The sequence below is a fragment of the Xanthomonas sp. NCPPB 3442 genome (assembly GCF_056725145.1).
Window position 1 is genome coordinate 3,642,056 of the sequence record NZ_CM161514.1, and the last position, 26,406, is coordinate 3,668,461.

General features: G+C 64.4%; 20 protein-coding genes and 1 tRNA gene. 2 read left to right on the forward strand and 19 right to left on the reverse strand.

Annotation, left to right across the window (positions count from 1 at the left end; genetic code table 11):
• The first annotated feature begins 60 nt into the window (after nt 1-60).
• Entirely contained in the window at nt 61-1,746 is a 1,686-nt protein-coding gene (locus tag AC1POX_RS15725) for a glycoside hydrolase family 43 protein (RefSeq protein WP_372356369.1), read from the forward strand.
• 92 nt (nt 1,747-1,838) lie between these two features.
• Here the strand turns inward: AC1POX_RS15725 and AC1POX_RS15730 are convergent, their stop codons facing one another.
• The 9 genes from AC1POX_RS15730 to AC1POX_RS15770 all read right to left on the reverse strand — a co-directional run bounded on the left by AC1POX_RS15730 (nt 1,839) and on the right by AC1POX_RS15770 (nt 13,701).
• Entirely contained in the window at nt 1,839-3,794 is a 1,956-nt protein-coding gene (locus AC1POX_RS15730; RefSeq protein WP_372356370.1) for a response regulator, read from the reverse strand.
• On the reverse strand, nt 3,784-4,659 hold the full coding sequence (locus AC1POX_RS15735; protein WP_014089646.1) for a sensor histidine kinase: 876 nt from the start codon (nt 4,657-4,659) through the stop codon (nt 3,784-3,786). The genes AC1POX_RS15730 and AC1POX_RS15735 overlap by 11 nt, the downstream gene beginning before the upstream one ends.
• Nucleotides 4,656-5,654, reverse strand: coding sequence for an ATP-binding protein (locus tag AC1POX_RS15740; protein ID WP_303400998.1), 999 nt, complete (start codon nt 5,652-5,654; stop codon nt 4,656-4,658). The genes AC1POX_RS15735 and AC1POX_RS15740 overlap by 4 nt, the downstream gene beginning before the upstream one ends.
• Nucleotides 5,655-5,656: 2 nt before the next feature.
• Nucleotides 5,657-6,052, reverse strand: coding sequence for an ATP-binding protein (locus AC1POX_RS15745; RefSeq protein ID WP_008571097.1), 396 nt, complete (start codon nt 6,050-6,052; stop codon nt 5,657-5,659).
• Nucleotides 6,049-6,411: an STAS domain-containing protein gene (locus AC1POX_RS15750; RefSeq protein ID WP_003484273.1), complete on the reverse strand. Its 363-nt coding sequence runs from the start codon at nt 6,409-6,411 to the stop codon at nt 6,049-6,051. Before AC1POX_RS15750 ends, AC1POX_RS15745 begins: the two co-directional genes overlap by 4 nt.
• 1 nt (nt 6,412) lies before the next feature.
• Nucleotides 6,413-7,255: an STAS domain-containing protein gene (locus tag AC1POX_RS15755; RefSeq protein WP_218491046.1), complete on the reverse strand. Its 843-nt coding sequence runs from the start codon at nt 7,253-7,255 to the stop codon at nt 6,413-6,415.
• A gap of 660 nt (nt 7,256-7,915) precedes the next feature.
• A complete protein-coding gene (locus AC1POX_RS15760) occupies nt 7,916-10,240 on the reverse strand; it encodes a tetratricopeptide repeat protein (protein ID WP_277572838.1) in 2,325 nt (774 codons plus the stop codon).
• A 25-nt stretch (nt 10,241-10,265) separates the two neighbouring features.
• Complete coding sequence (locus tag AC1POX_RS15765; RefSeq protein WP_039416608.1) at nt 10,266-12,134, reverse strand: ATP-binding protein; 1,869 nt, start codon at nt 12,132-12,134, stop codon at nt 10,266-10,268.
• A gap of 211 nt (nt 12,135-12,345) precedes the next feature.
• Nucleotides 12,346-13,701 carry a helix-turn-helix transcriptional regulator gene (locus AC1POX_RS15770; protein WP_372356371.1) on the reverse strand — a complete coding sequence of 452 codons (1,356 nt, stop codon included), beginning with the start codon at nt 13,699-13,701 and terminating at the stop codon, nt 12,346-12,348.
• Nucleotides 13,702-14,605: 904 nt separating this feature from the next.
• Between AC1POX_RS15770 and AC1POX_RS15775 the strand changes: the two genes are divergently transcribed.
• The gene (locus tag AC1POX_RS15775) at nt 14,606-15,397 is read left to right on the forward strand and encodes a response regulator transcription factor (RefSeq protein WP_011346768.1); all 792 of its coding nucleotides are present in this window, start codon (nt 14,606-14,608) and stop codon (nt 15,395-15,397) included.
• A gap of 531 nt (nt 15,398-15,928) precedes the next feature.
• Here AC1POX_RS15775 and AC1POX_RS15780 read toward each other — a convergent pair.
• From AC1POX_RS15780 to lspA, 10 genes are all read right to left on the reverse strand, one after another.
• Complete coding sequence (locus AC1POX_RS15780; protein ID WP_008571090.1) at nt 15,929-16,315, reverse strand: DUF805 domain-containing protein; 387 nt, start codon at nt 16,313-16,315, stop codon at nt 15,929-15,931.
• A gap of 410 nt (nt 16,316-16,725) precedes the next feature.
• Nucleotides 16,726-18,117: a DNA repair protein RadA gene (radA, locus tag AC1POX_RS15785; protein ID WP_008571089.1), complete on the reverse strand. Its 1,392-nt coding sequence runs from the start codon at nt 18,115-18,117 to the stop codon at nt 16,726-16,728.
• 241 nt (nt 18,118-18,358) lie between these two features.
• Nucleotides 18,359-20,239 carry a M61 family metallopeptidase gene (locus tag AC1POX_RS15790; RefSeq protein WP_029818923.1) on the reverse strand — a complete coding sequence of 627 codons (1,881 nt, stop codon included), beginning with the start codon at nt 20,237-20,239 and terminating at the stop codon, nt 18,359-18,361.
• Nucleotides 20,240-20,407: 168 nt separating this feature from the next.
• Nucleotides 20,408-20,743 carry a cytochrome o ubiquinol oxidase subunit IV gene (gene cyoD / locus AC1POX_RS15795; protein WP_005989936.1) on the reverse strand — a complete coding sequence of 112 codons (336 nt, stop codon included), beginning with the start codon at nt 20,741-20,743 and terminating at the stop codon, nt 20,408-20,410.
• Nucleotides 20,743-21,375 (reverse strand): cytochrome o ubiquinol oxidase subunit III, encoded by a 633-nt coding sequence (gene cyoC / locus AC1POX_RS15800; RefSeq protein WP_181112921.1) that lies wholly within the window; start codon nt 21,373-21,375, stop codon nt 20,743-20,745. Before cyoC ends, cyoD begins: the two co-directional genes overlap by 1 nt.
• Nucleotides 21,372-23,372 (reverse strand): cytochrome o ubiquinol oxidase subunit I, encoded by a 2,001-nt coding sequence (cyoB, locus tag AC1POX_RS15805; protein ID WP_209260901.1) that lies wholly within the window; start codon nt 23,370-23,372, stop codon nt 21,372-21,374. The genes cyoC and cyoB overlap by 4 nt, the downstream gene beginning before the upstream one ends.
• Complete coding sequence (gene cyoA / locus AC1POX_RS15810) at nt 23,372-24,307, reverse strand: ubiquinol oxidase subunit II (RefSeq protein ID WP_011346764.1); 936 nt, start codon at nt 24,305-24,307, stop codon at nt 23,372-23,374. Before cyoA ends, cyoB begins: the two co-directional genes overlap by 1 nt.
• 360 nt (nt 24,308-24,667) lie before the next feature.
• Nucleotides 24,668-24,743: transfer RNA gene (locus tag AC1POX_RS15815), tRNA-Thr, on the reverse strand.
• A gap of 90 nt (nt 24,744-24,833) precedes the next feature.
• Complete coding sequence (gene ispH, locus AC1POX_RS15820) at nt 24,834-25,784, reverse strand: 4-hydroxy-3-methylbut-2-enyl diphosphate reductase (protein WP_014089639.1); 951 nt, start codon at nt 25,782-25,784, stop codon at nt 24,834-24,836.
• Nucleotides 25,785-25,850: 66 nt separating this feature from the next.
• A complete protein-coding gene (lspA, locus tag AC1POX_RS15825; protein ID WP_008577115.1) occupies nt 25,851-26,369 on the reverse strand; it encodes a signal peptidase II in 519 nt (172 codons plus the stop codon).
• Nucleotides 26,370-26,406 lie beyond the last annotated feature (37 nt).

The window sequence follows — 26,406 nt, forward strand, 5'->3', positions numbered from 1 at the left end:
GTCATGCCACGCCGCCCTGCGTGCTGTCATGCTGGTGTCGTACTGGCGTTGCGCCAGGGCATGGCACGAGGGGATCTCTTGAAACGACTCGCATGGGTGGCCGGCCTGCTGGCCGCATTGAGCTGTCAGCTGGCGCATGCCGGCACCGCGTTGATCACGCAGATCGATTACCAGGGCGACGACGGCGGCCCCGCGCCAACCGCCGCGCAGTACCGCAACCCGGTCGTGGCCGGTTTTCATCCGGACCCATCGGCGGTGCGCGTCGGCGACGATTTTTATCTGGTGAATTCCAGTTTCGGCTATTTCCCCGGCCTGCCGGTGTTCAAGAGCAGCGACCTGGTGCATTGGAACCAGATCGGCAACGCGATCGACCGTCCAACCCAGATCAACTACGGCAACGACGAACTGACCCGCGGCCTGTTTGCCGCCAGCATCAGCTACCACGCTGGCACCTTCTATATCGCCAATACCTGTTTCTACTGCGATGGCGGCAATTTCCTGATCACCGCCACCGATCCGGCCGGGCCGTGGTCGGGTCCAATCTGGCTGGACGCCAAGGGCATCGACCCCTCGCTGTTTTTCGATGACGATGGCAGCGCCTGGCTGGTCAACAACGACGTGCCGGCCGGCAAGCTGCGCTACGACGGGCACCGCGCCATCTGGCTGCAGCGGCTGGATCTGGCCAGCATGAAGTTGGTCGGCACCCGTCAGGTGATCGTGGATTCGGGCTTCAAGCCGGCCACCAATCCCGAACACATCGAAGGCCCGCACCTGTTCCGCCGCGATGGCTACTACTACCTCACCGCGGCCGAAGGTGGCACCGGCGAGCAGCATGCGCAGATGATCTACCGCAGCCGCCAGATCACCGGGCCATACGAAACCTGGAGCGGCAATCCGGTACTCACCCAACGCGACCTGGACCCATTGCGCAATGCGCCGATCACCTCGGCCGGGCATGCACAGTTCGTCGAACTCAAGGACGGCACATGGTGGGCGGTGTTTCTCGCGACGCGCCCTTACCGCGGCAATCACTACAACCTGGGCCGGGAAACCTTCCTGTTGCCGGTGCAATGGCGCGATGGCTGGCCGGTGGTGCTGCCGCACGGCGCCGCGGTCCCTGTCGTGGCAGCGCGCCCACCCTTGCCGGCGGGCACGCAGCCCCTGCCGACCACCGGGCCGATGCAGTGGAGCGAGCGCTTCGGGGATGCGCGCGTGCCAATGCAATGGATGACCATCCACCCACCCATCAGGCCGTGGTATCAGCCCGGCGCGCAAGGCTTGCGCGTGACGCCGGCAAACATTGCGCTGGGCGATATCGGCCGTGGTCAGCCGGCCTATCTGGGTCATCGCCTGCAGCATCATCACGCCACCTTGGTCGCCAGCGTGGATGGCAGCGCGCTGGCACCAGGCGAACAGGCCGGTCTGGCGATCGTGGCCAAGGAGAGCAACTTCCTGGCAGCAATGCTGGTGCGCGAGGACAGCGGCGCTGCGGTGGTGCTGTATCGCCGCGCCGGACCGCAACAGCCCGGCACCGGCACCGAACTGGCACGCGCGCCACTGCCCGATGCCACGCAACCGGTGAAACTGCGCTTTGCGCTGGACGCCGCACGCGTGCGCGTGGATTACGCCGTCGGCCAGGGGCAGTGGCAGACGCTGCTCGAACAAGGCGATGCAAGTGTGCTCAGTACCGAGTCGGCCGGCGGTTTTCTTGGCGCCACATTCGGGCCGTACGCGTATGCGCGCTAAGCCAAGTGCAGGAACGTGGCTGCACGCCCGGTGCATGCGCAGGCCGTGCCCGCCCCGCAGCGACGCACGCGTGTTTGGAGCCGCTTAACGCCCTACGCCCGCGCCAGGACGCTGCTGTCGAGCATCTGCCCCACCGTGTTGAGCAGATCGTTGAGGCTGAAAGGCTTGGGCAGCAGGGCCATGCCCTCTGCCAGAAATTCTTGCCGCGTGGCCGCGTTTTCGGCATAGCCGGTAATGAACAGGATCGGCAGACCCGGGCGTAGCGTGCGCGCCACATCGGCCATGTCGCGCCCGTTCATGCCGGGCAGGCCGACATCGGAGACCACCAGATCGATGTGCGCCTCGGTGCGCAAGTGTTCCAGCGCGCCGTTGGCATCCTCGGCTTCGATGACCTGGTAGCCGGCATCGCTGAGCACTTCGCTCACCATCATGCGCACCACGTCGGTGTCGTCCACCAGCAGGATGCGCTCGTTGCGCGTGCGCGGCGCGCTGGGCGCCGGTGCCGGCAGCATTTCGTTGGCCGAGAGCCCGCGCGGCAGCAGGAGCGCCACCGTGGTGCCACGACCCACATCGCTGGTGATGCGTGCGGTACCGCCGGATTGACGTGCGAACCCGTAGGTCATCGACAGGCCGAGACCGGTGCCTTCGCCGATGGGTTTGGTGGTGAAAAACGGCTCGAACACCTGGTCGAGAATGGCCGGCTCGATCCCGCTCCCGTTGTCGATCACCTTCACCGCGACATAGTCGCCGTCGTCCAGTTCCGGATCGTTGTGCGCGGTGTAGGCCGCGCTCTGGATGCGGATGGTGCCCTGCCCTTTCAAGGCATCGCGCGCATTGATGACCAGGTTGAGCACCACGTTTTCGAGCTGGTTGGCATCGGCAATGGCCACCAGCGGCGTGGACGCAAGATCCAGCTCCAGCGCGATGTTTTCGCCGATCGAGCGTTGCAGCATGTCTTCCAGCGAACGCACACGGGTGTTGACGTCGAACGGTTGCGCGTCCAGCGATTGCTTGCGTGCGAACGCCAGCATGCGCTGGGTCAGCGCGGCGGCGCGGTGCGCCGAGCCGTTAGCGATCTCGGCCAGGCGCGGCACGCGTTCGATGCGATTGGATTCCACTGCGAGCTGGATCATGTCCAAGCCGGAAATGATGCTGGTCAGCAGGTTGTTGAAGTCGTGCGCGATGCCACCGGTGAGCTTGCCCAGCGCTTCCATCTTCTGCGCCTGCAGCAGCTGGATTTCGGTGTGCTGACGCTGCGCGATCTGATGCGCGAGTTCGCTGGTGGCGGTATCCAGTTCCTGGCGCTGCTCGCGCTCGCGCAGGCGCTGCTCGGTCACGTCTTCCACCAGCAACAGCCCCAGATCCGGCTCGCGGTAGGGCGACACCCGCCATTCGGTTTCGCAGAGCTTGCCATCGCGCAGCAGCGACAAGGTGCCGCTCCAGCGCTCGCGTTGCGCCAACGCAGTGGTCAGTGCGTGCACGGCGGCGGCCTGATCCAACCCGGCGGCATGGATCGCAGCGCCGGGCGTGGCGCTGCCGATCAAGCGTTGGAATGCGGCATTGGCCTCGTGCATGTGCAGGTTGGCATCCACCACCGCAATCGGCGCGCTGATGTGTTCGAAGATTTCGCGGAAACGCGCCTCGCTGACCCGCAACGCCTCCTCGGCGCGGCGTGCGCGCAACAGCGTGCGCAAGGTGGCCAGCAACACGTTGGGGTCGACCGGATGGATCAGGTAGGCGTCGGCGCCGGCATCCAGCCCGGTGATCATGTCGCCGGTGGCGATCGAGGCCGCCGAAACATGCACCACCGGCAGCAACGCGGTGCGCGGCTCGGCACGCAGCGTCCGCACGATATCGAAGCCGCTCATGTCCGGCAGGTTGACGTCCAGCACCACCGCAGAAAACGTCTGCGCGGCAAGTTTGGCAAGACCCTCGGTCCCGGTACCGGCTTCTTCGACCGCGAACTGATGGTGTTCGAGCACGCGCCGCACCGAATAACGCGTCACCGCGTTGTCGTCGACGACCAGGATGTGGTGCTTACTGCCCACGCGTTTCCTCCGCTGCCAGTGTCATCGGCAGCACCACGTAAAATTCAGAACCCTGCCCGACCACGCTGTTGATCCCCACCCGGCCGCCCAGCAATTCGGCGAACCGTTTGCAGATCGACAACCCCAGGCCGGTGCCGGTCAGGCGTTTTTGCAGCGGCGAGTCCACCTGTACGAAATCTTCGAACAAGGCCTCGTGAAGCTCGGCCGGAATGCCGATGCCGGTGTCGTGCACGCCAAAGCGTACATGGCTGTCGCCTTCCAGCTGCGCAAACACGCGCACCTGCCCCTGCGGGGTGAACTTGAGCGCGTTGGAAATGAAATTGCGCAGGATCTGCGCCAGCTTCTTGTCGTCGGTGTACAGCAGCGGCAGCACCGGCGGATCCTCGAAGATCAGCGTGGTCGTGCCCACATCGGTGAGCGGACGGAACATGCCCCGCAGCGCCGCGAACAGGTCCATCAGGTCGAACCAGCCCGGCGAGATGGTGATGCGCCCGGCTTCGATCTTGGCCAGGTCCAGCAGGTCGTCCACCATCTCGGTGAGCTCGCGCGCCGAACCGCTGACAAAGCGCACCTGCTTGAGCTGCTCTGCATTGAGCGGCCCGTCCATGCCATCCTCCAGCAGCCGGGTGATGCTCAGGATCGAGCCTAGCGGGGTGCGGAACTCGTGGCTCATGTACGACAGAAAGCGGCTCTTGAGTTCGGACACCTCGCGCAGCTGTTCGGCCTGTTGGTCGAGCTCGGCATACAAGGCCAGCACGCCCTGGTTGGTTTCTTCCAGTTCTTCGCGCAAGGCCTGGTTCTGCTGGCGCAAGCTTTCCAGTTCAGCCATCGCCTCGGCTGCCGGCATCTCGGTGGTTGAATTCATTGCATGGCTCCCAAGCGCATGACGAACACGCAGCAATCGTCGCGGCCGCGCGCGTAATCGCGCGCCAGCACTGCGGCAACGATGCGTGGATGGCGCGACAGCAGGCCCGGATGATCGCGCAGGGTCCAGCGCGATTGCAGGCCGTCGCTGTGCATGACCAGTAACTTGCCGGCGGCGCGTGGAAAGTCGAACGGTTGCGCCTTGCGGAACTGCACCCCGACGATGCCCGGGTGCGAGGGCATGCCGCGCACGCCGTCGCCATCGCACAACGAGGCGACGATATTGCCCACCCCGGCAAAGCGCACCTGGCCGCTGCCGGGATCGAACTGCATGACCGCCGCCGCGCCGCCGCGCGTGCCGCTCATGCCGGCATGCAGGCGCGCGATGCGTTCGCCGGGTTCGCCACGGGCCGCTGCCGCAGCGCGCGTCCCCGCATCGGCGGCATCGGCCGCGCCCGCTCCGTGGCCAAGGCCGTCGATCATGCTCACGGTCACGCCTTGCGCATCGATCGCCAGATGCCAGCCATCGCCGCAGACCGTTTCGTTCTGGAGCGGCACACGCAGCGCGCCGTAGGGCAGGTCGGGCATGCTGTCGGCGTCGGCGTACACACGCGCCAGGACCACGGCCCCCCGGGCATCGGAATAAGCGTCCAGCAACGCGGCATGTCGCTGCACCGTGCCCAGGCCGTTGCCAGGCGTGCTGCCGGTGGAATACCCGTCCGGCAGACAATCGGCCAGCACGAATCCGCGCCCCTGATCGAGCGTGCACAACTCGATGCCCAGACCATCGCGGCCGGCGACGCTGCACAGCTGCATCTGCCCGCCACCGGCATGGTTGAGCAGGTTGGTGCACAACTCGGTCGCCACCAGGGCCACGCGGCCACAGCCGTCTTCATCGAAACCGCAGGCCTGTGCAAGCGCCACCGCTTCGCGGCGCACCTGCCCGACCTGGGTACCCTCTTCGACGCGGATCACCTGGGTGAGCGCGCCGGTCATGGTTACTTCCATTTGGTGATGGTGATGCGGGTGCCCTTGCCGGCTGCGCTATCGAGCACGAAATCGTCCACCAGCCGCCGGCTGCCGGACAGTCCCAGCCCCAGGCCACTGCCAGAGGTCCAGCCGTCGGTCAGTGCGAGCTCCAGGTCTGCAATGCCCGGGCCCTGGTCGCGGAACGTCAGCTGCACGCCCTTGCGGATGCCGCTTTCGACCAGCGCCCAGTCCATGTCGCCGCCACCGCCGTAGATCACCGTATTGCGCGCCAGTTCGCTGGCCGCGGTGACCAGCTTGGTTTGATCGACCAACCGCAGCCCGCATTGCACCACCAGCTTGCGCACGGTCTGCCGCGCCAGCACCACATCCTGCTCGGTGCGTACCGGTTGCGAGCCGACCGTCATGGAGCCGCATCGGGTTGTTGCAGCAGGCGCATGCCGCGCTCGACATCGAGCGCGGTGCGCACCGACGGCAAGGTCAGCCCCAACTCCACCAGGGTGATCGCCACCGCCGGCTGCATGCCCACCACCACGGTTTGCGCGCCCATGAGCGTCGCCAGCCCGGAAATGGTGCTGATCATGCGCCCGATGAACGAATCGACGATATCCAGCGCGGAAATGTCGATCAACACGCCACGCGCAGAGGTGGCGCTGATCTTCTCGGACAGGTCGTCCTGCAGTTGCAGCGCCAGTTGGTCGTGCATGTCCACCTGGATGGTGACCAGCAACAGATGGCCCATCCGCAGGATCGGAATACGTTCCATGTCAGTCTGCCTTGCTGACGGTCACGCCGGTGCGCTTGAGCGCCAGCGCCAACGCATCGGCCAGGTTGGCCTTGGTCACGATCCCCTGCAGGTCCAGGCCCAGATGCACGATGGTTTGCGCAATCTGCGGGCGCACGCCGCTGATGATGGCGTCGGCCCCCATCAGCCGGATCGCGGTCACGGTCTTGAGCAGATGCTGTGCCACCAGGGTGTCCACGGTGGGCACGCCGGTGATGTCGATGATGGCGATTTCCGAGCCGGTGTCGACAATGCGTTGCAACAGCGACTCCATCACCACCTGGGTGCGCTGCGAATCCAGTGTGCCGATCATCGGCAGCGCCAGCACGCCGTCCCACAGCTTCACCACCGGGGTGGACAGCTCCAGCATCTCTTCCTGCTGACGCACGATGATGTCTTCGCGGGTCTTCTGGAAGACCTTCACGGTGTACAAGCCCAGGCGGTCGAGCAATTCCGACAACGCCCACAACTGCTGGCCCAGTTCTTCCGGGGTACTGGCGTATTCGCGCTGTACCAGCGCAAACAACACGCGCTTGAGCGAAAAGATGAAGTTGGCGGTTTCCTGCGAATCGAAACCACGCGTGGCGCGGTCGCGCGAGAGATGTTCCAGGAAGCGACGCACCTCGCTCCATTCGGCACTGTCCAGGCTGCTACCTTCGTGCTTCAACGATGCCACCAGCAAGCGCAGGAATTCGCCGGCCTGCGCCTCGAATTCCTGCCGCGACAGACGCGCATCGTTGCCCAGGCTGGACTCCAACCATGCGGCCAGCAACGCATGTTCCTGGCCACCAATCGCATCGATCGAGCGCTGCTGCAATGCCACCATGAGATCACCCACCAAAAGAAAAGAGGTTGGGCATGCGGGCTGGACTGCGCCCTGACCGACGCGGCGCCCCCACGCCGATGCGCAGCAGAATAAAGCAATTCAGATTGACCAACCAGCGAGCCAACCTGTAGCAGTCATCCGCCCACGGGCGCAGTGTGACATTGCCGCGCGCACGCCGAACGTGCGCCGGTCCACGCCTGCGGACATGCACTGCACCAGCGCCCGTGCAAGGCAACACGCCAACCGGTCGGCGTGCCATCACCCCGGGCCCTGGCGATGGCCGATCGACGGCGCGTCACTGCGTTTTGAGCCTGCGGCGATGCTCTTCCGATCGGCATTGCCACTGCCATGGCGAGCTCCATCAGGACACTGGAGACCAAACAGGACCAAACGCCGCAGAAACGGCAGTGCGTGGCGCTGCGCCCTGCGCCTGCACGCAGGGCATGCACTTGCGTCATCGCCCTGCCGACGGTGTGGCGGCACGTCCAAAGCGGGAGGGTGTGCCGGCGTGAATGCCGCCGCGTTGCGGAAGGGCAATGAGCGTGTTCTTGATGCCGGATGCAGCGCCGCGCATCCAGCGTGGCGCCCGAACGCACGCCACGATCGCCAATGTCCACCCACCCCGGCGACAAACGCCGTTGGATCAAGCCGATCGCCGCCCTATAGTCCGTAACGCTCCACCGCATCCAGATGCGGCTGCGGATCCTGGCCGCAGGCCTCGGCAAGCCGCAGCCAGCACATCGGATGCGACCAGCGCGAGGTCGTGCATCGCAGGACGCGATGCAGTTCCTGCGGGGCGACGTTTTCCGGAAGGGCCACGGTGAACAACACGCCCGGCAGTCCGGATGTTGCATCCTCCGGGTTGAACGCGTCCGGATGGTCCGGGTCGACCACGCGGTAGTCGTCGCGACTGTGCAGCCACATCTTCCAGCCGCGCATTTCCAGGTCTGCACGCATCGCCTCGATCACCTCGTCGCCAGGATGCACGCCGTCCACCAGCCAGCTATTGGCATAGCCACCCGCTTGCAGCACATGCACCTGCGCGTAGGTCGGCACGAAACGCTCGCGTTCGGCTTCGTCTTCCGGCGGCGGATACAACAGTTCCGCGTCGAACACCACCCAGTCGCCGACATGCTGGCGCCGATGCGCAGGCGCGTTTTCGACGATGCGTGCAGTGACCGGGCCGGTGCGGCGCGCGTAGTACTCGGCCACTTCGCCATCATCCATGCAACGAATGATCACCCAGCCCCAGGTCTCTTCGACTACGCCGCTGGTGCTGCTCAGCTCCATGCCAATGGCCTGCGCAGAGGCACGCACCGCGTCCCAATCCTGCGCCGCACTGGCCGCCGTCATGTGATCCCAATGCGCAGAACGCGGTTCTTCCAGCAGCTCGGTAAGTTGCCGATAGACCGCGGCGGCCTCGGCAAACCGGCCGGTATCGAGATACATGCGCGCCAACAAGCCGCGTGCGCCGTGCGAGCCGGGCGATAGCTCCAACAGTGCCGTGCAGGCCTGCTCCAGCGCCGGCCAGTCGCCCAGCCGCTGCGCCAGCTGCGCCTCGCACCACAATGCCGCCACCGGCGCCTGTGGGCGATACAGCTGTGCCAGCCGGCGCACACCGGCTTCATCGCCGCGGCCCAGCAACAGATTCATCAGCCGGAAGGTGGGGCTGGTTTCGCGATCGGCATGCCGCTGCACGAATGACCACAGCAACGCGATCGCTTCCTCGTCGGCCGCACAGGCACTCAAGGCAGAAGCAGTGGTGTCGACAAGCTCGGCATCGTCCGGACAGTCAGCGACGGCCTGCAGCAACCACTGCGCTTCGCGCTCGGGATTGCGCACCACATCATCGCCCTGCGCGTTCAACCATTCCAGCAACTGCGCGGCAGCGACCGGTGACTCCTCGCCCACCGATACGGCTGCGATGCGCGCAGCCCAACCGTCCAGCGCCAGCGTGGCACCACGGTCCTGTCGCAACTTGGGCAGATGCGCACGTGCAAGCGCCAGATGCCTGCGCGCGGTCCACACCGCGCCGCGTTGCAGCGCCAGTCCGATCGCAAGCTCGGCCGCTTCGATCAGGATGCGATGCGCGCCAACCTGCGCGTAATGGTCGAGCATCTGCTGCACGCGGCTGCCCAGGTCCCAGCTATTGCGCTCGGGCGCGCGCGCCACCAGCACCGCCACCGCACGCAGCCAGTGCAGGCGATAACGCGGCGCAATCTCGCGCCATGGCAGCAACGCTTCCATGGCTTCGTCATCGCGCTGCAACAGCGCCAACGCGCGTGCCTTCTGCAGGCGCCGCGGCTGGCTGCAATTGGCCCACTCGGCACCTTCGCGCGCGGCGTCGCGTTCGCGCTGTTCCACCAGCGCCAGCGCTTCCTGCGCACGCCCAAGCGCAAGCAGGATCGAGATGCGCATGTCCGGCACGCCGTCGTAGATTTCGCCGCCATGGTCCAGGATGGCCTGCGACTGCTGCTCCAGGTACTGCAGCGCCGCGTCACCGCGCCCGTCGTCGAGCAATGCATCGGCTTTTTCGCAGCTCAGGCACTGGTAACACGACCAGCTCGGGTCGATGCGGCCCAGGGTTTCGTCGCACACCTCGATACGTTCTTCCACCCAACCCGGGCCATCGATGTTGGCATAACACGCGGCCAGGTCCTGGGTCACGCAGACCGATTGCGGGCACTCCACTGCGTCGGCGCGATGCGCACGCTCGAACAGCGCCACCGCATCGCCCAGCGCACGCTCGCCTTCGCACAGGTTGCCGACCCGGTTGCGCATTTCCCAATGCCCGACGAACACCTCCAGCCACGGGTTGGCCAGCGTCTTGCCCAGCGCACGTGCCTCCGGCAACAAGGCCTCGGCGCGGTCGATCTGCAGATCGCAGATGTGGTCGGTCAGCCGCGTCAGCAACTGCGCATTTTGCGGCTGCCCGGCTTCGCCCAGATCGTCCTGCAGTTTTTCTACCCAGTTCCAGATTTCCATCGTGCCGCTCCTGCGATGCGGCGCTTCAGCGCGCCAGCAATTGGGTCACGGTCTCGGCGAAATCGCCGAAGGCCTTGTTGAGATCGGAAACACCTGATTCGGTGCTGCCCGGCTGCGGCTGCGTACGCCCCTGCGCCGCGACGATCACCTTGAGCGCACGCAGCAAGCGCGCCGCCACCGCGGCCTGCGGGTTGCCTGCGCGCTGCGCGCCCAGCAAGGCCTGCAGCGCCGGATTATCCAGATTCAGATACAGCCGCTGGGTCTGCCGCGCTTGGATGCGCGCGGTGAATTGCCGCGCCAGGCGCAACGCGGCGGTAGATACACGCTTGTCGTTTTCGTCCTGCTCCAGGCGGCGTTTGAGCTCGGCCTCGCGGTCGGGCACTACCACCAACGGCAGTTCCTGCGGGCTGAAACGCGCCGGCACCAGCGCTTCGCCATCGCCCAGGTGCTGTTCCAGCCAGGCCAGTTCATCGGCCGGCAGCGTGTCCAGCTGGAACAACTGGCGGTTGCCCTGCTCGGTGCCCAGCTCGACCAGACGCACACCCTTGACCTGCGCCCAGCGCCGCAGAAACGGCACCACCGCATACCGGTTGCCGTAGGCCACCGGCACGCCCATCGCACGGAACAGCATTTCTTCGAAACCGCTGTCGCTATCGAGGATCACGTGCACCGCACCGCGCGATGGCAATTGCTGCGCCGGCAGATCGCCTTGCGACGTCGGTACCCGCACGTGTTCCAGCAGCAATTCGAACAGGCGCTCATCGCACAGCGCCGCGCCCAGCAGAGCTTCGTTATGACGCAACAGGATGCGTCGCCATGCCTCCGGTTGCTGGCGTGCCACATCGGCCAGGCCCTGCACCAAGGCCTCGGACAAGGCGTGCTGCACCGCGCTATAGACCGTATCGCGCTGCAGGTCTTCGCGGCTTGCGGTAGGCGTCAACCGATTGGATTCGATCACCCCACCGATGAAGCCCGCCCACGGCGGCAGCAGTTCGCGCGCGTTGTCATCCAGCAACATGCCGCGCAGGAACACCGACAGATTGCGGTTGTCGCTGGTGCCGTAGGTCGCACCGTCCTGCACCCACAACAGGCCGACCGCATCGCTGCCCTCTTCCGCACGCACCGGCATGCAGCACAACGGCTCGAAATTGCGCTCAAAGCGCGCGGCGAACTCGCGTTGCCGGCGCCAGGCCTGCACCGGATGCAACGGTACGGCGTCCTGCACGCGCCACGGCGGCGGCTCGGGATTGATCGGCTGCGTTGCGGCGCCGATCCAGATCGGCTCGCGCAACAGCGCGCAATAGCGCGACAGAATCTCGCGCAGCCGCCCTTCCTGAGCCAACGACAGATAATCGCCGTGTAGTTCCAGCACCACCTCGGTGCCCACCTGCGCACGCGCAGGAATCGGGCTGACCGTGTACTGCTCGGCGTTGCTGGAGATGTAGCAATAGCCCAGCGTGGGAGACTGGTAGGAGGTGGTGCGCACGGTCACCCGCCGCGCCAGCACGAAGGCGGACAAGAAGCCCAGCCCGAACATTCCGATCAGGCCGCTGTCCTCGTGGCCGCCCTGGCGCAGCCCACGCGTATAGCCCACGCCCACGGTGGCCAGGTAGTCGTGGATTTCCTGCTGGGTCAGTCCGGCACCGGTATCGACGATGCGCACGATGCCTTGCGCGGTATCGGCATGCACCTCGATGCGCGATTGGCCGTCCCAATCGGGTTGTTCCAGACGACGACGCAGGATGGAATCGTGTGCGTTCTGCACCAGCTCACGCAGCGCCACCACCGGGGTGGAGTACAGGTGCTTGCCGAGGACCGACATCAGTCCATTGAGATCGACGCCTGCCCGGCGGATCTGCGAGGCGTCGGTCGCCTCGGGAGTGGGATCTTGCATGATCGGTCGTCGTTTCCTTGGCGACGACGCCCATCCTCGGACGCGTCCCCCTGGGTGCCAGTGCCAGCCGGAAAGGATAGCCGGAACCCACATTGCACGCACGTCTCAGTTTGACCCCTGGCCTCCGTTGCGTAAAGCGACGCGCACTGCACCGCACGCCGGGTTGACCCACCACGGATCGGTAGCGCTACCAATCCGTGGGTTGCGGAGATTACCGCTGCAGGGTCTCCATCGGCGCCTCATTGAAGTGCTGGCGATAGCCCTTGGCCAACGCCGAACGGCTGCCGACGCCCCAGCGACTGGCCGCCTGCAACACACTGCCGCAGCCGCCTTCGGCCAGCAGTTCGTCGCGGATGCTTTGCATCCGGTAGCGGCGCAGCACCTGCGTCGGCGATAGCCCGGTAGCCGACTTGAACGCTTGCTGCAGCGCGCGCCCGGTGACCCCGATCTGTGCGGCCACTTCGTTGATCGACAGATCCGAGCGATGCGCATTGGTGATCATGTAGCTGTAGGCGCGCCGATACTTGGCCGGCAACCGGGCGGAGATATCGTCGCTGACGTGCGCCGGGGTGCCGCTTTCCAGCAAGCGCGGTGCCTGCACTTCGCTGCGCAGGCACTGCACCGCGCCCAGCGCGTAGCGGTTGTAGAGCAGCAACGCTTGTTCGGTGCGCCCCATCGCCTGGCTGATCTTGGCCTGGCAGTACTCGAACTCCAGGTTCCAGCGCGGCGCATGATGTCGGCCGGCACCGGCCAGCGCACGCTCGGCCAGATCGGCACGGCCCACCGCCAATGCCGCCAGCGCCAGTTCCACCTGCGCGTCCTGACGCGCACACGGCGGGCAGCCGGTGGCTGCGGCCGGCAATGCGTCGATCTGCGCGTCGAAGCCGAAGGTGTCGCCGCCGGCAATACGCAACAGGCTGCGTACATGCCGCATGCGCTGCGCAAGCACCGGCATGCTCTCTGCCAGATCGGCGATGCAGGCGCGCAGGTCGCTGGGCTCGAAGGCATGCGTGGCATCTTCCTGGCGCAGCGTGGCTTGCCAGAACACATGGTCGCTCATGCGGTCGGAGCGACGGATACGCAGCTGCGCAATCATGTCCAGACGCAGCGCAGTGGCAATCCGCAGCCAGTCCGACGCGCCGCTCTCCAGGTCGGCCAGCACCTCGCGGGCACGCTCCAGGGTCTGTAAGGCCAACGTGCTCTGGCCCAGATGGAAGTGGGTCAGCGATTTGCCCAACAGGCTCTCGCCGCACAGGCTGGGCGGCGTTTCGCGGTCCATTGCCAACTGCGCGAAGCAATTCAACGCCGCGCTCAGGCGCCGCTGGCTCAGCATCAACCAGGCGGTGTTCCGGCACGACAGCAGGCGAAATTGACGCTGATGCCCGCGCATGGCCTTCAAGGCCTGCCGATACGCATCTTCGGCCTCTTCCTGATATTCCAGGATCAGCAACGCATCGCCGCTGGCACCGAACAAGCTGACCTCATCGTCGGCGCCATCCGCTGCGCCCTGTCCGTCGCGTCGCTGTTGGAGATGTTGCAGTCCCTGTGGCCAAGCACCAACCAGCATCCTGCTCGTATAGGTAGGAAGACGTTCTGCGTATGACAACGCAGAGATCGCTGCAAAGTAGGTGGAAAAGATCATGCCGGTCTCTCTCTTTGGGGGGCGGAGCAAAAGACAACAGGCGCCGAACTCGCTGGCGCAAACGATTGTATGCAGCGGATCCAATAGAATTTCCCTCTGAAAGCCATTGAAAAAATCAAAAAAGCTCACTCTGTCAAACAACCATGTGATGCGTTTTCTCCCGACGCAAAGCGCATTTGCACATCGTTGGCATTGTCGTACGCCAGACATTTCGCGCCATCCGGTTGAGTATTGATATCGCCGGTCTACGCCAATCCCCAGGCACAGTCGGACAACGTCTGCGAACGCGCCGCTTCCATGCGCATTGATGGTCATCGGCGATGTTCAACACGATGCACCGTGACTGTACGGACACGTACGCCGAAGCGTTTTTGATCGCGAGAAGCGGGCATGCCACGAAGGAAAATCGCTGCTGACCTATTCCAGCCGCGCGCGATCCCACGACCAATCGCAATAGATTGGTCTAGACCTCGGCAACCGGATGCCTCTGCCCGCGCGCGTCAGTCCATGCTTACTCGCTACTGCATGACGCGCATGGCGCAATTGCATGCGTCCCAGACATGCCCGCTATGTAAGAGCTCTGTTACGTCTAAATGAGCGCGAGTTAAAGCCGATGTCGACAAATCCGAAGACGCGTACGCAAGCGTGAAACTTTTGGTCTCTGCAATGGTACATACCATTCGTCCAGCTCCACTGGACTCTCCCCCGCCAACCGACTGGTCCGACGATGCAGCGATCTTTGAAGATGGATTTTGTCCTGGCATTGGCCGACCCGCACCGGCGCCCGTCCCATGCGTGGCTTGTACGCCGACACGCGAAGGCCGCCTGAATGAACGACCACTCCCCCTCCAATGCCGGATCGGTGTTCCTGTTGACGCAGGACGCGCGCCTGACCTCGCAGGTCAACGCCAGCCTTGCACCGCTCGCACGCAACGTCTCGACGTTTTCCGATGAACTGGAGCTCCTGCGCTCGCTGCGGCATTCGCCGTGCGAGCTGCTGATCTTCGATGCCAGCTGTGTCGCCGCCGATGACAGTTCACTGCTGGCCTGGCAGCGCTGCCATAGCGGCCAGCCCACGCCGCTGATCGTGCTTGGCCGTTTCGATTGCGCCGACAACATTCTGGCCTGGTATCGCGCAGGCGCGCAGGAGGTCCTTGCGCTGCCTTTCAATTCGCATGAGTTGCACGTGCGCGCGGCCCTGGCGATATCGCCGGTGGCGCATGCCTGCCCGGAGACGCAGCACCTGAGCGTGGGTCCCTACAAGCTGATCCGCGATGAAAATACCGTCTATCTGGAAGGCAAGCCGATCGCGTTGACCGCACGCGAGTTCTCGATTGCCTGGCTGCTCTTTTCCAGCCCCGGCGTGTGCTTCCGGCGCTGCCAGCTGGCCAAGGCGGTCTGGGGCAGCCATACCGAATTCACCGACCGCACCATGGAGCAGCACATCTACAAGTTGCGCAAGAAACTGCAGCTGAGCGGTGACAGCAGCGCGGTACGCATCAGAACCGTCTATTCGCACGGCTACAAGCTGGAGCTCGCGTTGCACGATACCGAGGCAACGACAATGAGCAAGGCCGTTAGCCCAAGTCTTGGCCCTGCACATCACGCAGCCGCCTGCTGAGCAAGCGCACCGCTGCAGATGCGACCTGCGACCTGCGACCTGCATTGCGCAGTCTCGCCTGCGTGACAGCGAAGGGTGCTTGATGACAGGACGGGCGTCGGCACGGCATCGACGACGGAGCGGCCTGCACGCGCGCACTCGGCCCGCAAGCTGTGCCGTCATTCAAGTTCTGCAGGTACCGGCCATGCGGCTGGCTGCATCGTTCACTGCACAGCGTGGGGTGCACGCTGATCGGCGTTGAGCGACGTCGCTGCATCCGTGAGCAGGCGTGGCAGCGACGAATGCGGCGCTGCCTACTGCGCCGGGACTGTCCAGCGAAACACGCTTCAAGCATGTCGCTGTGGCTCCGCCGTCCATCTCTGGGGATCGGATGCGGACGCCCACTCTACAGAGCGCAGACTTGGCAACTCTCACGCATGCAGGCCGTGACCTTGCGCCTATGCGCCACGCGCAATGGCACGATTGGCACATTCACACACGACAACGGCGCGGGGAACTCCTGCGCCGTTGTCCGCTTTCATAACGCGCGAGTTACTGCTTGGGATTTTCGCCGTACTGGTTCGGGCCGGGCGTGCCTTCGATGCACATGAAGACCAGCAACACGAAAGCACCGACGTACGGCACCAGGCTGATCAGATAAAACCAGCCGGACTTGTCCTGGTCGTGCAGGCGGCGCACCGTGACTGCAATACCGGGCACGATCAACGCCAGACAAACGATCACCATGACCGCACAGATCAGCCAAGCCAGCGCACCCGGGCCGTTCTCGTTCCCCATCGCCACTGCCGCGACGGCGAACAGGCCGCCAAACACGAACAGCACCAGGAGCTGCATCAGCGCGAACATCCAGTATTCCTTGCGGCGCGAGCGACCGTTGAAGTCGGCGTAACGCTTGAGCGGCAGCAACATCCATTCCATCGTGATTCTCCTGAAAACGCAGTGAGTGGTGTCTGTGGTCCGGTGCACAGTGCAACGGGCCGCGCATGTTGCCATAGCCCCACTCTTTCTGAAAACGCTTTCTCGACAACCAACTACCAAATCCCGGCGTTTGTCCGACAAACGGCTTGCGGGCGTCAGGCCGCCCTGCGACGCATGCCATGCGCGCCTCCGCAGCACGTCTGAAAGGCACGCGATGACCTCTGCACTCAGCGTTTCTTGAGGGTGGCGGCACGGCCGCACCGGTGGTGACCAAGCCGGACGATCATCGATGGTCGCCCGGCAGCCGGCCGAGACGATGGCAGCAGGCTGGCCCCGGACATGGCAAAGACTTCCGACGCATTCGTAGGCCGCCAACCCGGCCTATCGCAACATCCGCGCGGTGCGCGGCTTCAGTCGGCCGCCGCTTCCAATGCCTGGCTCAAGCGCTCCACGGCAATGATTTCCATGCCCTTGATGCTGGTGGTCTTGGGCGCATTGGCGCGGGGCACGATGGCGCGCTTGAAGCCATGCGTCGCCGCTTCCTTCAGGCGGTCCTCGCCATTGGGCACCGGGCGGATTTCGCCGGACAGGCCCACTTCGCCGAACGCGATGGTCTTTTCGGACAGCGGCCGGTCGCGCAGCGACGACAGCACCGCCAGCAGCACCGGCAAATCGGCCGCGGTTTCCTGCACGCGGATGCCGCCCACCACATTGACGAACACGTCCTGATCGCCCACCACGATGCCTCCATGGCGATGCAGTACCGCCAGCAGCATCGCCAGCCGGTTCTGCTCCAGACCCACCGCCACCCGACGCGGGTTGGACAACGGCGAGGCATCCACCAGCGCCTGCACCTCCACCATCAGCGGGCGGGTGCCTTCGCGGGTGACCATCACGCAACTGCCCGGCTGCTGGGTGCTGCCGCCGGACAGGAAGATCGCCGACGGGTTGGAGACTTCCTTGAGGCCCTTCTCGCCCATCGCGAACACGCCCAGTTCGTTGACCGCACCAAAGCGGTTCTTGAACGCGCGCAACAGGCGGAACCGGCTACCGCTCTCGCCTTCGAAATACAGCACTGCATCGACCATGTGCTCGAGCACGCGTGGCCCGGCGATGCCGCCTTCCTTGGTCACATGGCCGACCAGAAACACCGCGGTACCGGTTTCCTTGGCGTAGCGCACCAGCCGCGCTGCGCTCTCGCGCACCTGGCTCACCGAGCCCGGCGCTGCGGTCAACGATTCGGTCCACAAGGTCTGTACCGAATCGGCCACGATCAGCTTCGGTCGCGCCACGCTGGCGTGCTGCAGGATGTTTTCGATGCCGGTTTCGGCCAGGGCGTTCAGGCCTTCCAGCGGCAGGTCCAGGCGCACCGCGCGCCCGGCCACCTGGGCCAGCGATTCCTCGCCGGTCACATACAACACCGGCAACGTGGAGGCCATGCTCGCCAGCGCCTGCAGCAGCAGCGTCGACTTGCCGATCCCGGGATCGCCGCCGATCAGCACCACCGCACCTTCCACCAGCCCGCCACCCAGCACCCGATCGAACTCGCCGATACCGGTGGACACACGCGCCTGCTCGGACTGCTGCACATCCTTGAGCGCGGTGATCTTGGGCGCCTCGGCCTTGCCGGCCCAGCCGCTACGCCGCGATGCCGCTGGCGACGCTTTGCCGCCCGGCGCGGCGCTCTCGAGCACGATTTCGCTCAGCGTGTTCCAGACACCGCATTCGGTGCACTGGCCCTGCCACTTGGTGTACTCGGCACCGCACTCGCCGCAGACATAGGCCGTTTTCGCCTTCGCCATCGTTCTTGCCCATCCTTATTGAAGCAGCAGGATAGTGGCTGACGGTCTCAGTGTGCGCGACGCAGGACTTTGCGGATTCGGGATTCGGGATTCGGGATTCGGAAAAGTCGACGACTGCTGATGCGCAGTGCAAGCGATTGACCAGCTGCACCCACACAACGGCGACATGACCGGTGACGACCGGCCATGCCGCTTGGATTCCACTGATCCCACGTCGGGCAACGACGTGGGCGTGCGCTACTCAGCGCGCCTTGTACAACTCGCTCAGGCGATCCGGCTTGCCGGCGATACGCTCCAGATGCGGATACAGCAGACCGCCGTGGTAGTCGATACGGACGGTTTCGTAGCGGTCGCCGCGCTTGACCAGCAGTTCGATCGGTGCAGTGGTGCCCTTGGCCGCCTTGATCGCATCCTTGATCACATCGGCGCTGAAGGCGCGGCCGTTGACGGCCACCAGGGTATTGCCGTTGATGATGCCGGCATTGAATGCCGGGCTGTCCCACAACACCTCGTTGACTTCGCCCGAGCCCTCCAGCGACAGGCCCAGCGAATAGGTCAGGCTGACGTCGTTTTCGTTGCTCTCGTAGGTCTTGATGGCCAGGTTCGGTTCGTCGTTGTAGACCAGCTTCCAGCCATTGGCTTCGATGCCGCCATTCAACGAACCGTGCCCGTCCATGCGCTCGCGCAACAGGCTGGCCCAGTCGTAGGCGGCCACGCCGTTGAGCGTGCTGACGATGTCGTCGAAGGTATACGGATTGACGTCCCAATCGCCGTTCTTCATGCCGAAGAACGCCTTGGCGAAATCGTCGATGGAACGCTTGTTGTTGGTGAGCGCGCGAAGCTTGCTATCCACTTCCAGCCACATCATCTGGCCGCCGGAGTAGTAGTCCTCGCTCATCTGGTAGCTGCGGTACGCCTTGGGACGCCGCATCGACATGGTCGGGTCGTTGGTGGTGTCCTGCACCGTGCGCCAGGCCATGCCGGGGCGGCCGCGCTCGTAGGTTGCCGCCACGCCGGCCAGCATGTCGCGCGCCTGGTCCTGCGTCCACAGGCCGGAACGTGCGGCCATCACTTCGCCCCAGAACTGGGTCTGGCCCTCGTACAGCCACAGCAGGCTGTCGCCCATCGGCACGTTGAAGTTCGGCGTCGCCAGGTCGGCGCCACGGCGGTACTTGCCGTTCCAGGAGTGGTTGAACTCGTGCGCCAGCAGGTCGCGCATGGTCCAGCTCTTGTCCCACTCGGTGAAGTAATTCGGCGGGCCGCTGTTTTCGCTGGAACGGTGATGCTCCAGGCCGATGCCGCCCAGCTTCTTGGTCAGCGCCAGCAGGAATTCGTAATGGTCGAAGTGACGCGCGCCGTACAGCTTGTCCATCTGCTGCACCAACGCGGCGTGTGCCTTGATCTGCTCGGGCTTGGCCTCCAGCGATTTGGCTTCATCGGCGAACACGTTGAGGTAGACCGGCTGCTTGCCGGTGCTCAGCTCCACGCGCTTGTAGTACTTGCCGGCAAACATCGGCGAATCGACCAGGTCGTCGAAATCGATCGGCTTGAAGCTCACCGTGTCGCCGACGCGGCGATCGGTTTCCAGTGCCGTGGCATAGCTCCAGCCGGCCGGCAGCGTGACGCTGGCCTGCGCCTTGATGTTGCGCGCGAAATAGCCGGCCGGGTACAGCGCCGTGGTGTTCCACTGCAGGTTGAGCATTTCCGGGGTCATCATCACCCGGCCCTGGTTGCCGGCCTGCGGCGAGAGGAACCTGAACTCGGCCGTCAGCTCGGTGGCGCCCTGTGGCACATCCACCTTGAACGCATAGACATCGAATTGGTCGCGTTTCCAGGGCACCACCTTGCCATCGACCTTGATCACCAGACCGGCGAGCTTGTCGATCGGTCCGGTCGGCGAATGGTTGCCGGGAATCCACTGCGGGTACAGCAGCGTCATCGGGCCCGGCTTGGCCGGCATGGTGGTCTTGACCTTGAAGATGCGGTGCGCCAGATCGGTGGCGTCCACGTCGATCTTCAAGGTGCCGTCGAACGGCACGTCCTGCGGCGGTGCGGTTTGCGCAGCCGCCGGCAGCGACAACGCCGCCAACAACGACACGGACAACAGGGTGGGCATTTTCATCGCAACTCCGCAGGTGACCTGGACAGGCAAGCCCACGATGCTAAGCGCCTGCCTGTGCTTGACCGTATGCCATTGGTCATGCTGCGGGCGATTGACGCGTAAAAAAAAGGCCGCCAATCACTTGGCGACCTCTTCTTCAACGTTGCGGCGATTCGGCGTGTCGCCGTCTCAATGCATCATGTTGACATTCATGTTGTGCAGCACCCACAGCGAGCCGACGATCACGATGCCGATGATCAGCAGCGAGAACAGGCCCACCTGCACGTTGGAACGCTGCTCGGGCGTGCGATCCATATGCAGGAAGTACACCATGTGCACCAGCATCTGCACTGCGGCCATGACCGAGATCACGACGATGGTGACGCCCTTGGAGAACGCCCCGCTCATCACCATCGCAAACGGGATGACGGTGAGGATGACGGCCATGACGAAGCCGATCAGATAGGACTTCAAACCGCCGGCATGCGCATCGGCCGCGGTCTCGGTGTGGTGGTGATTGGCCATTACAGCGCTCCCAGCAGATAGACGACGGTGAACACACCGATCCAGATGATGTCCAGGAAGTGCCAGAACAGGCTCAGGCAGGCCAGACGCGTGCTGTTGCGCGCAGTCAGGCCGTTCTTGGAGATCTGGATCACCAGCACCGCCATCCACAACAGGCCCGATGCCACGTGCAAACCGTGGGTACCGACCAGCGTGAAGAAGGCGGACAGGAACGCGCTGCGTCCCGGGCCGGCACCTTCATGGATCAGGTGATTGAACTCCCACACTTCCATGCACAGAAAGCCGATACCCAGCAGCGCGGTCACGCCCAGCCAGCCATACAGGCCGGTCATGCTGCGCTTGTGCGCAGAAATCATCGCAAAGCCAAAGCTCAGGCTGCTGAACAACAGCAGGAAGGTTTCCACCAGCACGAACTTCAGATCGAACAGTTCCTTGGCGGTCGGCCCGTCCACCGTGGCGCCGGAGAGCACCGCATAGGTGGCGAACAGACCGGCAAACAGCAGGCAGTCGCTCATCAGATAGACCCAGAACCCGAAGACGGTGTTGCCACCGCCGTCGTGATGCTCGTGGTCGTGATCGTGGCCGCCCGCGTGGGCGGCGTGGTCAAGCGTGGTCGAGGAAGCCATGGTCATACCACCTTCGCGGCCTGCGCCGCCTGTTGCTGTTCGAGCAGGGCGAAACGTGCGTTTTCGATGCGCTCCACTTCGTCGGCCGGCACCCAGTAATCGATGTCGTCATCGAAGGTGCGCGCGATGAAGCTGCCGATCATGCCCACCAGGCCGATGATGGCCAGCCACCAGATGTGCCAGATCAGACCGAAGCCCAGCAGCACACTGAAGGCACCGATATAGACGCCGGCGCCGGTGTTACGCGGCATGTGGATCGCTTCGTACTTGGACGGACGCACCCAGCCCTTGCCATTCTGCTTGTCGGCCCAGAACTGATCGCGGTCGTCGATGTGCGGCAGCACGGCGAAGTTGTAGAACGGCGGCGGCGAGGAGGTTGCCCATTCCAGCGTACGGCCATCCCACGGGTCGCCCGTGTAGTCCATATGCTCCTTGCGCTTCCACACGCTGTAACCGATCTGCACCAGGTTCAGGAAGATGCCCATGCCGATGATGGCAGCACCCACCGCGGCCACGTACAGCCACGGCGCCCACTCGGGGTGGTTGTAGGTGTTCATGCGACGGGTCATGCCCATGAAGCCGAGCACGTACAGCGGCATGAAGGCCACGAAGAAACCGACGATCCAGCACCAGAACGAGGCCTTGCCGATCTTCTCGTTGAGCTTGAAGCCGAACGCCTTCGGGAACCAGTAGGTCAGGCCCGCCAGGTAACCGAACACCACGCCGCCGATGATCACGTTATGGAAGTGCGCGATCAGGAACAGGCTGTTGTGCAGCACGAAGTCCACGGCAGGAATCGCCAGCATCACGCCGGTCATGCCGCCGATGGTGAAGGTGATGATGAAGCCGATCGTCCACAGCACCGGCGAGGTCATGTGCACGCGACCGCGGAACATGGTGAACAGCCAGTTGAAGATCTTCACGCCGGTCGGGATCGAGATGATCATCGTCGTGATGCCGAAGAAGGCATTGACGTTGGCACCCGAGCCCATGGTGAAGAAGTGGTGCAGCCACACCACGAACGACAGCACGCCGATGCACGAGGTGGCGTACACCATCGAGGTGTAGCCGAACAGGCGCTTGCGGCTGTAGGTGGCAATCAACTCGGAGAAGATGCCGAATGCCGGCAGGATCAGGATGTAGACCTCCGGGTGACCCCAGATCCAGATCAGGTTGACGTACATCATGGCGTTGCCGCCACCGTCGTTGGTGAAGAAGTGCGTGCCCAGGTAACGGTCGGCACCCAGCAGCGCCAGCGCCACGGTCAGGATCGGGAACGCGGCGATGATCAGGATGTTGGTGATCAGCGCAGTCCAGGTGAAGATCGGCATGCGCATCAGGGTCATGCCCGGCGCGCGCATGCGCATGATCGTCACGAAGAAGTTGATGCCGGTCAGCAACGTGCCTAAACCGGACACCTGCAGCGCCCAGATGTAGTAATCGACACCGACCCCCGGGCTGTATTCCAGCCCCGACAACGGCGGGTACGCCAGCCAACCGGTCTGCGCGAATTCACCGACACCCAGCGAGATGTTGATCAGCGCCGCGCCGGCCACGAACAGCCAGAAGCTCAGCGAGTTCAGGAACGGAAAGGCCACGTCGCGCGCGCCGATCTGCAGCGGCACGATCAGGTTCAACAGGCCGGTCATGAACGGCATGGCCATGAAGAAGATCATGATCACGCCGTGCGCGGTAAAGATCTGGTCGTAGTGATGCGGAGGCAGCACGCCTTCGCCACCGCCGCCGGCCAGCGCCTGCTGGGTGCGCATCATCGCCGCGTCGGCGAAGCCGCGCAGCAGCATGACCAGCGCCACGATGATGTACATCACGCCGATGCGCTTGTGATCCACCGAGGTGAACCACTCTTTCCAGAGATAGCCCCACAGCTTGTACTTGGTGATGGCGCCCGCGATGAGCAGGCCGAGCAGGCCGGCACCACCCAGCGCGACCATGATGATCGGCTCGTGGTACGGAACTGCCTCGATGGTGAGTTTGCCTAGCATCACTTGTCTCCAGAAGTGCACATGGCGACCGGCTCCGTAGCCGATGCCTGATGGTCGCCGTGGCCCTTACTGTGGCCCGGACCATTCATGTATTTGTCGACCAGCGAGCGGAACATGCCGTCCTGCACCGACGAGTAGTAGGTGACCGGATACTGTTCCTTGTCGTTGCGATTGGCTGCCAGCACCTGGTACTCGGCAGCGTTCAACGCGGTCGGCGATGCCTTGACCTTGGCCACCCAGGCCTCGAAGCCGGCCTGATCGACGGCGTGCGCCTTGAAGCTCATCTTCGAAAAGCCGTGGCCGCTGTAGTTGGTCGACAGGCCGAAGTATTCGCCCGGCTCGTTGGCCACCAGGTGCAGCTTGGTTTCCATGCCCGCCATGGCGTAGATCATGGTGCCCAGGTGCGGGATGAAGAACGAGTTCATCACCGTGTCGGAGGTGATCTTGAAGTTCAGCGGCGTGTGCACCGGGAACGCGATCTCGTTGACGGTGGCGATGTTCTGGTCGGGGTAGATGAACATCCACTTCCAGTCCAGCGACACCGCTTCGATGTTGATCGGCTTGACGTCCGAATCCAGCGGCCGGTACGGGTCCAGCGCGTGCGACGAGCGCCAGGTCAGCACCGCCAGCACCAGGATGATCACGCACGGGATCGACCACACCACCACTTCGATGGCAGTGGAGTGCGACCAGTCCGGCTCGTAGCGCGCCTTGGTGTTGGATGCGCGATATTTCCACGCGAACGCAATCGTCATCACGATCACCGGGATGACCACGATCAGCATCAGCACCACCGAGGTGATCAGCAGTTGCTTTTCGTCGTGGCCGATCTGGCCTTTCGGATTGAGGATGGCCGAGTTGCAGCCTGCCAGCAGCAGGAAGGGCAACATCAGACCTGGACGAAGTAAACGCCCGAGCTGTTTCAGCGGAATCATCGGTCGATCCAAGTGCGAAGGAACGCCAGCCTCGTTCGTCGTATCGGTCGCGGGGTGTTCCCGACGCAGCTGTCTTCCTGGGGGAGATGAACTGCGCAGACCGAAGACACGGGTTAGCGCGCCAATTTTAGTCTTTGCTGCACCTGCACGAAACCCATTGGCAATGATCTGACGCAATAAAAGCGCGCCAATTTGTGCGACATGTTGTCGCAGCGCAGCGCGAGGCAAGAATTGCGCCGTTGCGGCCGCCGAACGGGAAGCGCCTGCGCGGCTGCAACACGCGCGGGCAATGCGTGAAACGCGGCACTCGACGCCTCAAAACGCAACTGGGCCGGCACAGGCCGACCCAGTCTTGAAGCGTGGTGCCGGAAATAGGAATCGAACCTACGACCTACGCATTACGAATGCGCCGCTCTACCAACTGAGCTATTCCGGCGAGCCGCCAATTGTAGGAGCGCAGCCGCCCCCGGGTCAATCGCTGCAGGCACCGCGTCGCGCCTGCACCGTCATGCAGCAAGCAATCGCGTCAGCTGACCAGACGCAAGCGCAGCTCCTTGGGAAGCGCGAAGACCATCGATTCCGGCTCGCCTTCCAGTTCGGAGACGCCGGCCGCACCCAGTTCGCGCAAGCGCGCCAGCACGCCATCGACCAGCACCTGCGGCGCAGAGGCGCCGGCGGTCAGGCCGATATGCTGCTTGCCAACGATCCAGGCCGGGTCGATCTCGCTGGCGTTGTCGATCAGGTAGGACTCCACCCCGTCGCGCCGGGCCAGTTCGCTCAGCCGGTTGGAATTGGAGCTGTTGGGCGAACCGACCACCAGCACCAGATCACACTGGCGCGCCAGATCGCGAACTGCGTCCTGGCGGTTCTGGGTGGCGTAGCAGATGTCGTCGTGGCGCGGCCCCTGCATGGCCGGATACCGGGCCCGCAGGGCTTCGATGATGCCCATGGTGTCGTCCACCGACAGCGTGGTCTGGGTGGTGTAGGCAAGGTTATCGGGTTGGCGGACATCGAGCGTGGCGACCTGTTCGATGTCTTCCACCAGGTAGATCGTGCCCGCTCCGCGCTCGCGGCTCCACTGCCCCATCGTGCCTTCCACTTCCGGGTGCCCGGCGTGGCCGATCAGCACCACGTCGCGGCCGGCCCGGCAGTGCCGCGCCACCTCGAAATGCACCTTGGTCACCAGCGGGCAGGTGGCGTCGAACACCTTCAGCCCACGCCGCTCGGCCTCCTGACGCACCGCCTGCGAGACGCCGTGCGCGCTGAAGATCACGGTGGCGTCGTCGGGCACCTCGTCGAGTTCTTCGACGAAGATCGCGCCGCGCTGCTTGAGGTCATCGACCACGAAGCGGTTGTGCACGACCTCGTGCCGCACATAGATCGGCGCGCCCAGCGTCTCGATCGCACGCTTGACGATCTCGATCGCACGGTCGACACCGGCACAAAAACCACGGGGATTGGCGAGCAGGACATCCATGGCGGGCATTCTACGGGAATGAGGGATGCGGGGTCGGACCGGGCGGCATGCGCCTGCAGGCAGGCTTCAGCGCAGATTCCCGGTTCCCGGCTCCTGCTTGCCGGATTTGTCGAACAAGCCGAACACGGCAATTCCGATCGCGCCGCCCACGATCGCCGAGTCGGCGATATTGAACGACGGCCAGGTATGGCTGCCGATGTACCACTGGATGAAATCCACCACGTGGCCGTGCATCAGCCGGTCGATCACATTGCCGATCGCCCCGCCGATCACCAGCGCATACGGCAGCGCGCTGCGCCACTGCCCGCGCGCGGTGCGCGAGAGCCAGAACGCCAGCAGGCCGCTGATGCCCACCGCCAATGCAGTGAAGAACCATAGCTGCCAGCCGCCGGCATCGCTCAGAAAGCTGAAGGCCGCGCCGGTGTTGTAGGTGCGGTACCAGTTCCAGAAGCCGTCGATCACCGGCACCGGGGTGTACTCGGGCAGGCTGGACAGCACCCAGGCCTTGCTCCACTGGTCCAGGCCGACCACCAGCACAGAGAGCAGCAGCCAGATCAGGGCGGAGGGATTGGGGCGTTGACTCATGTCGAAGGATCGCAGTTGGTGGCCGCTGCTCCGATGC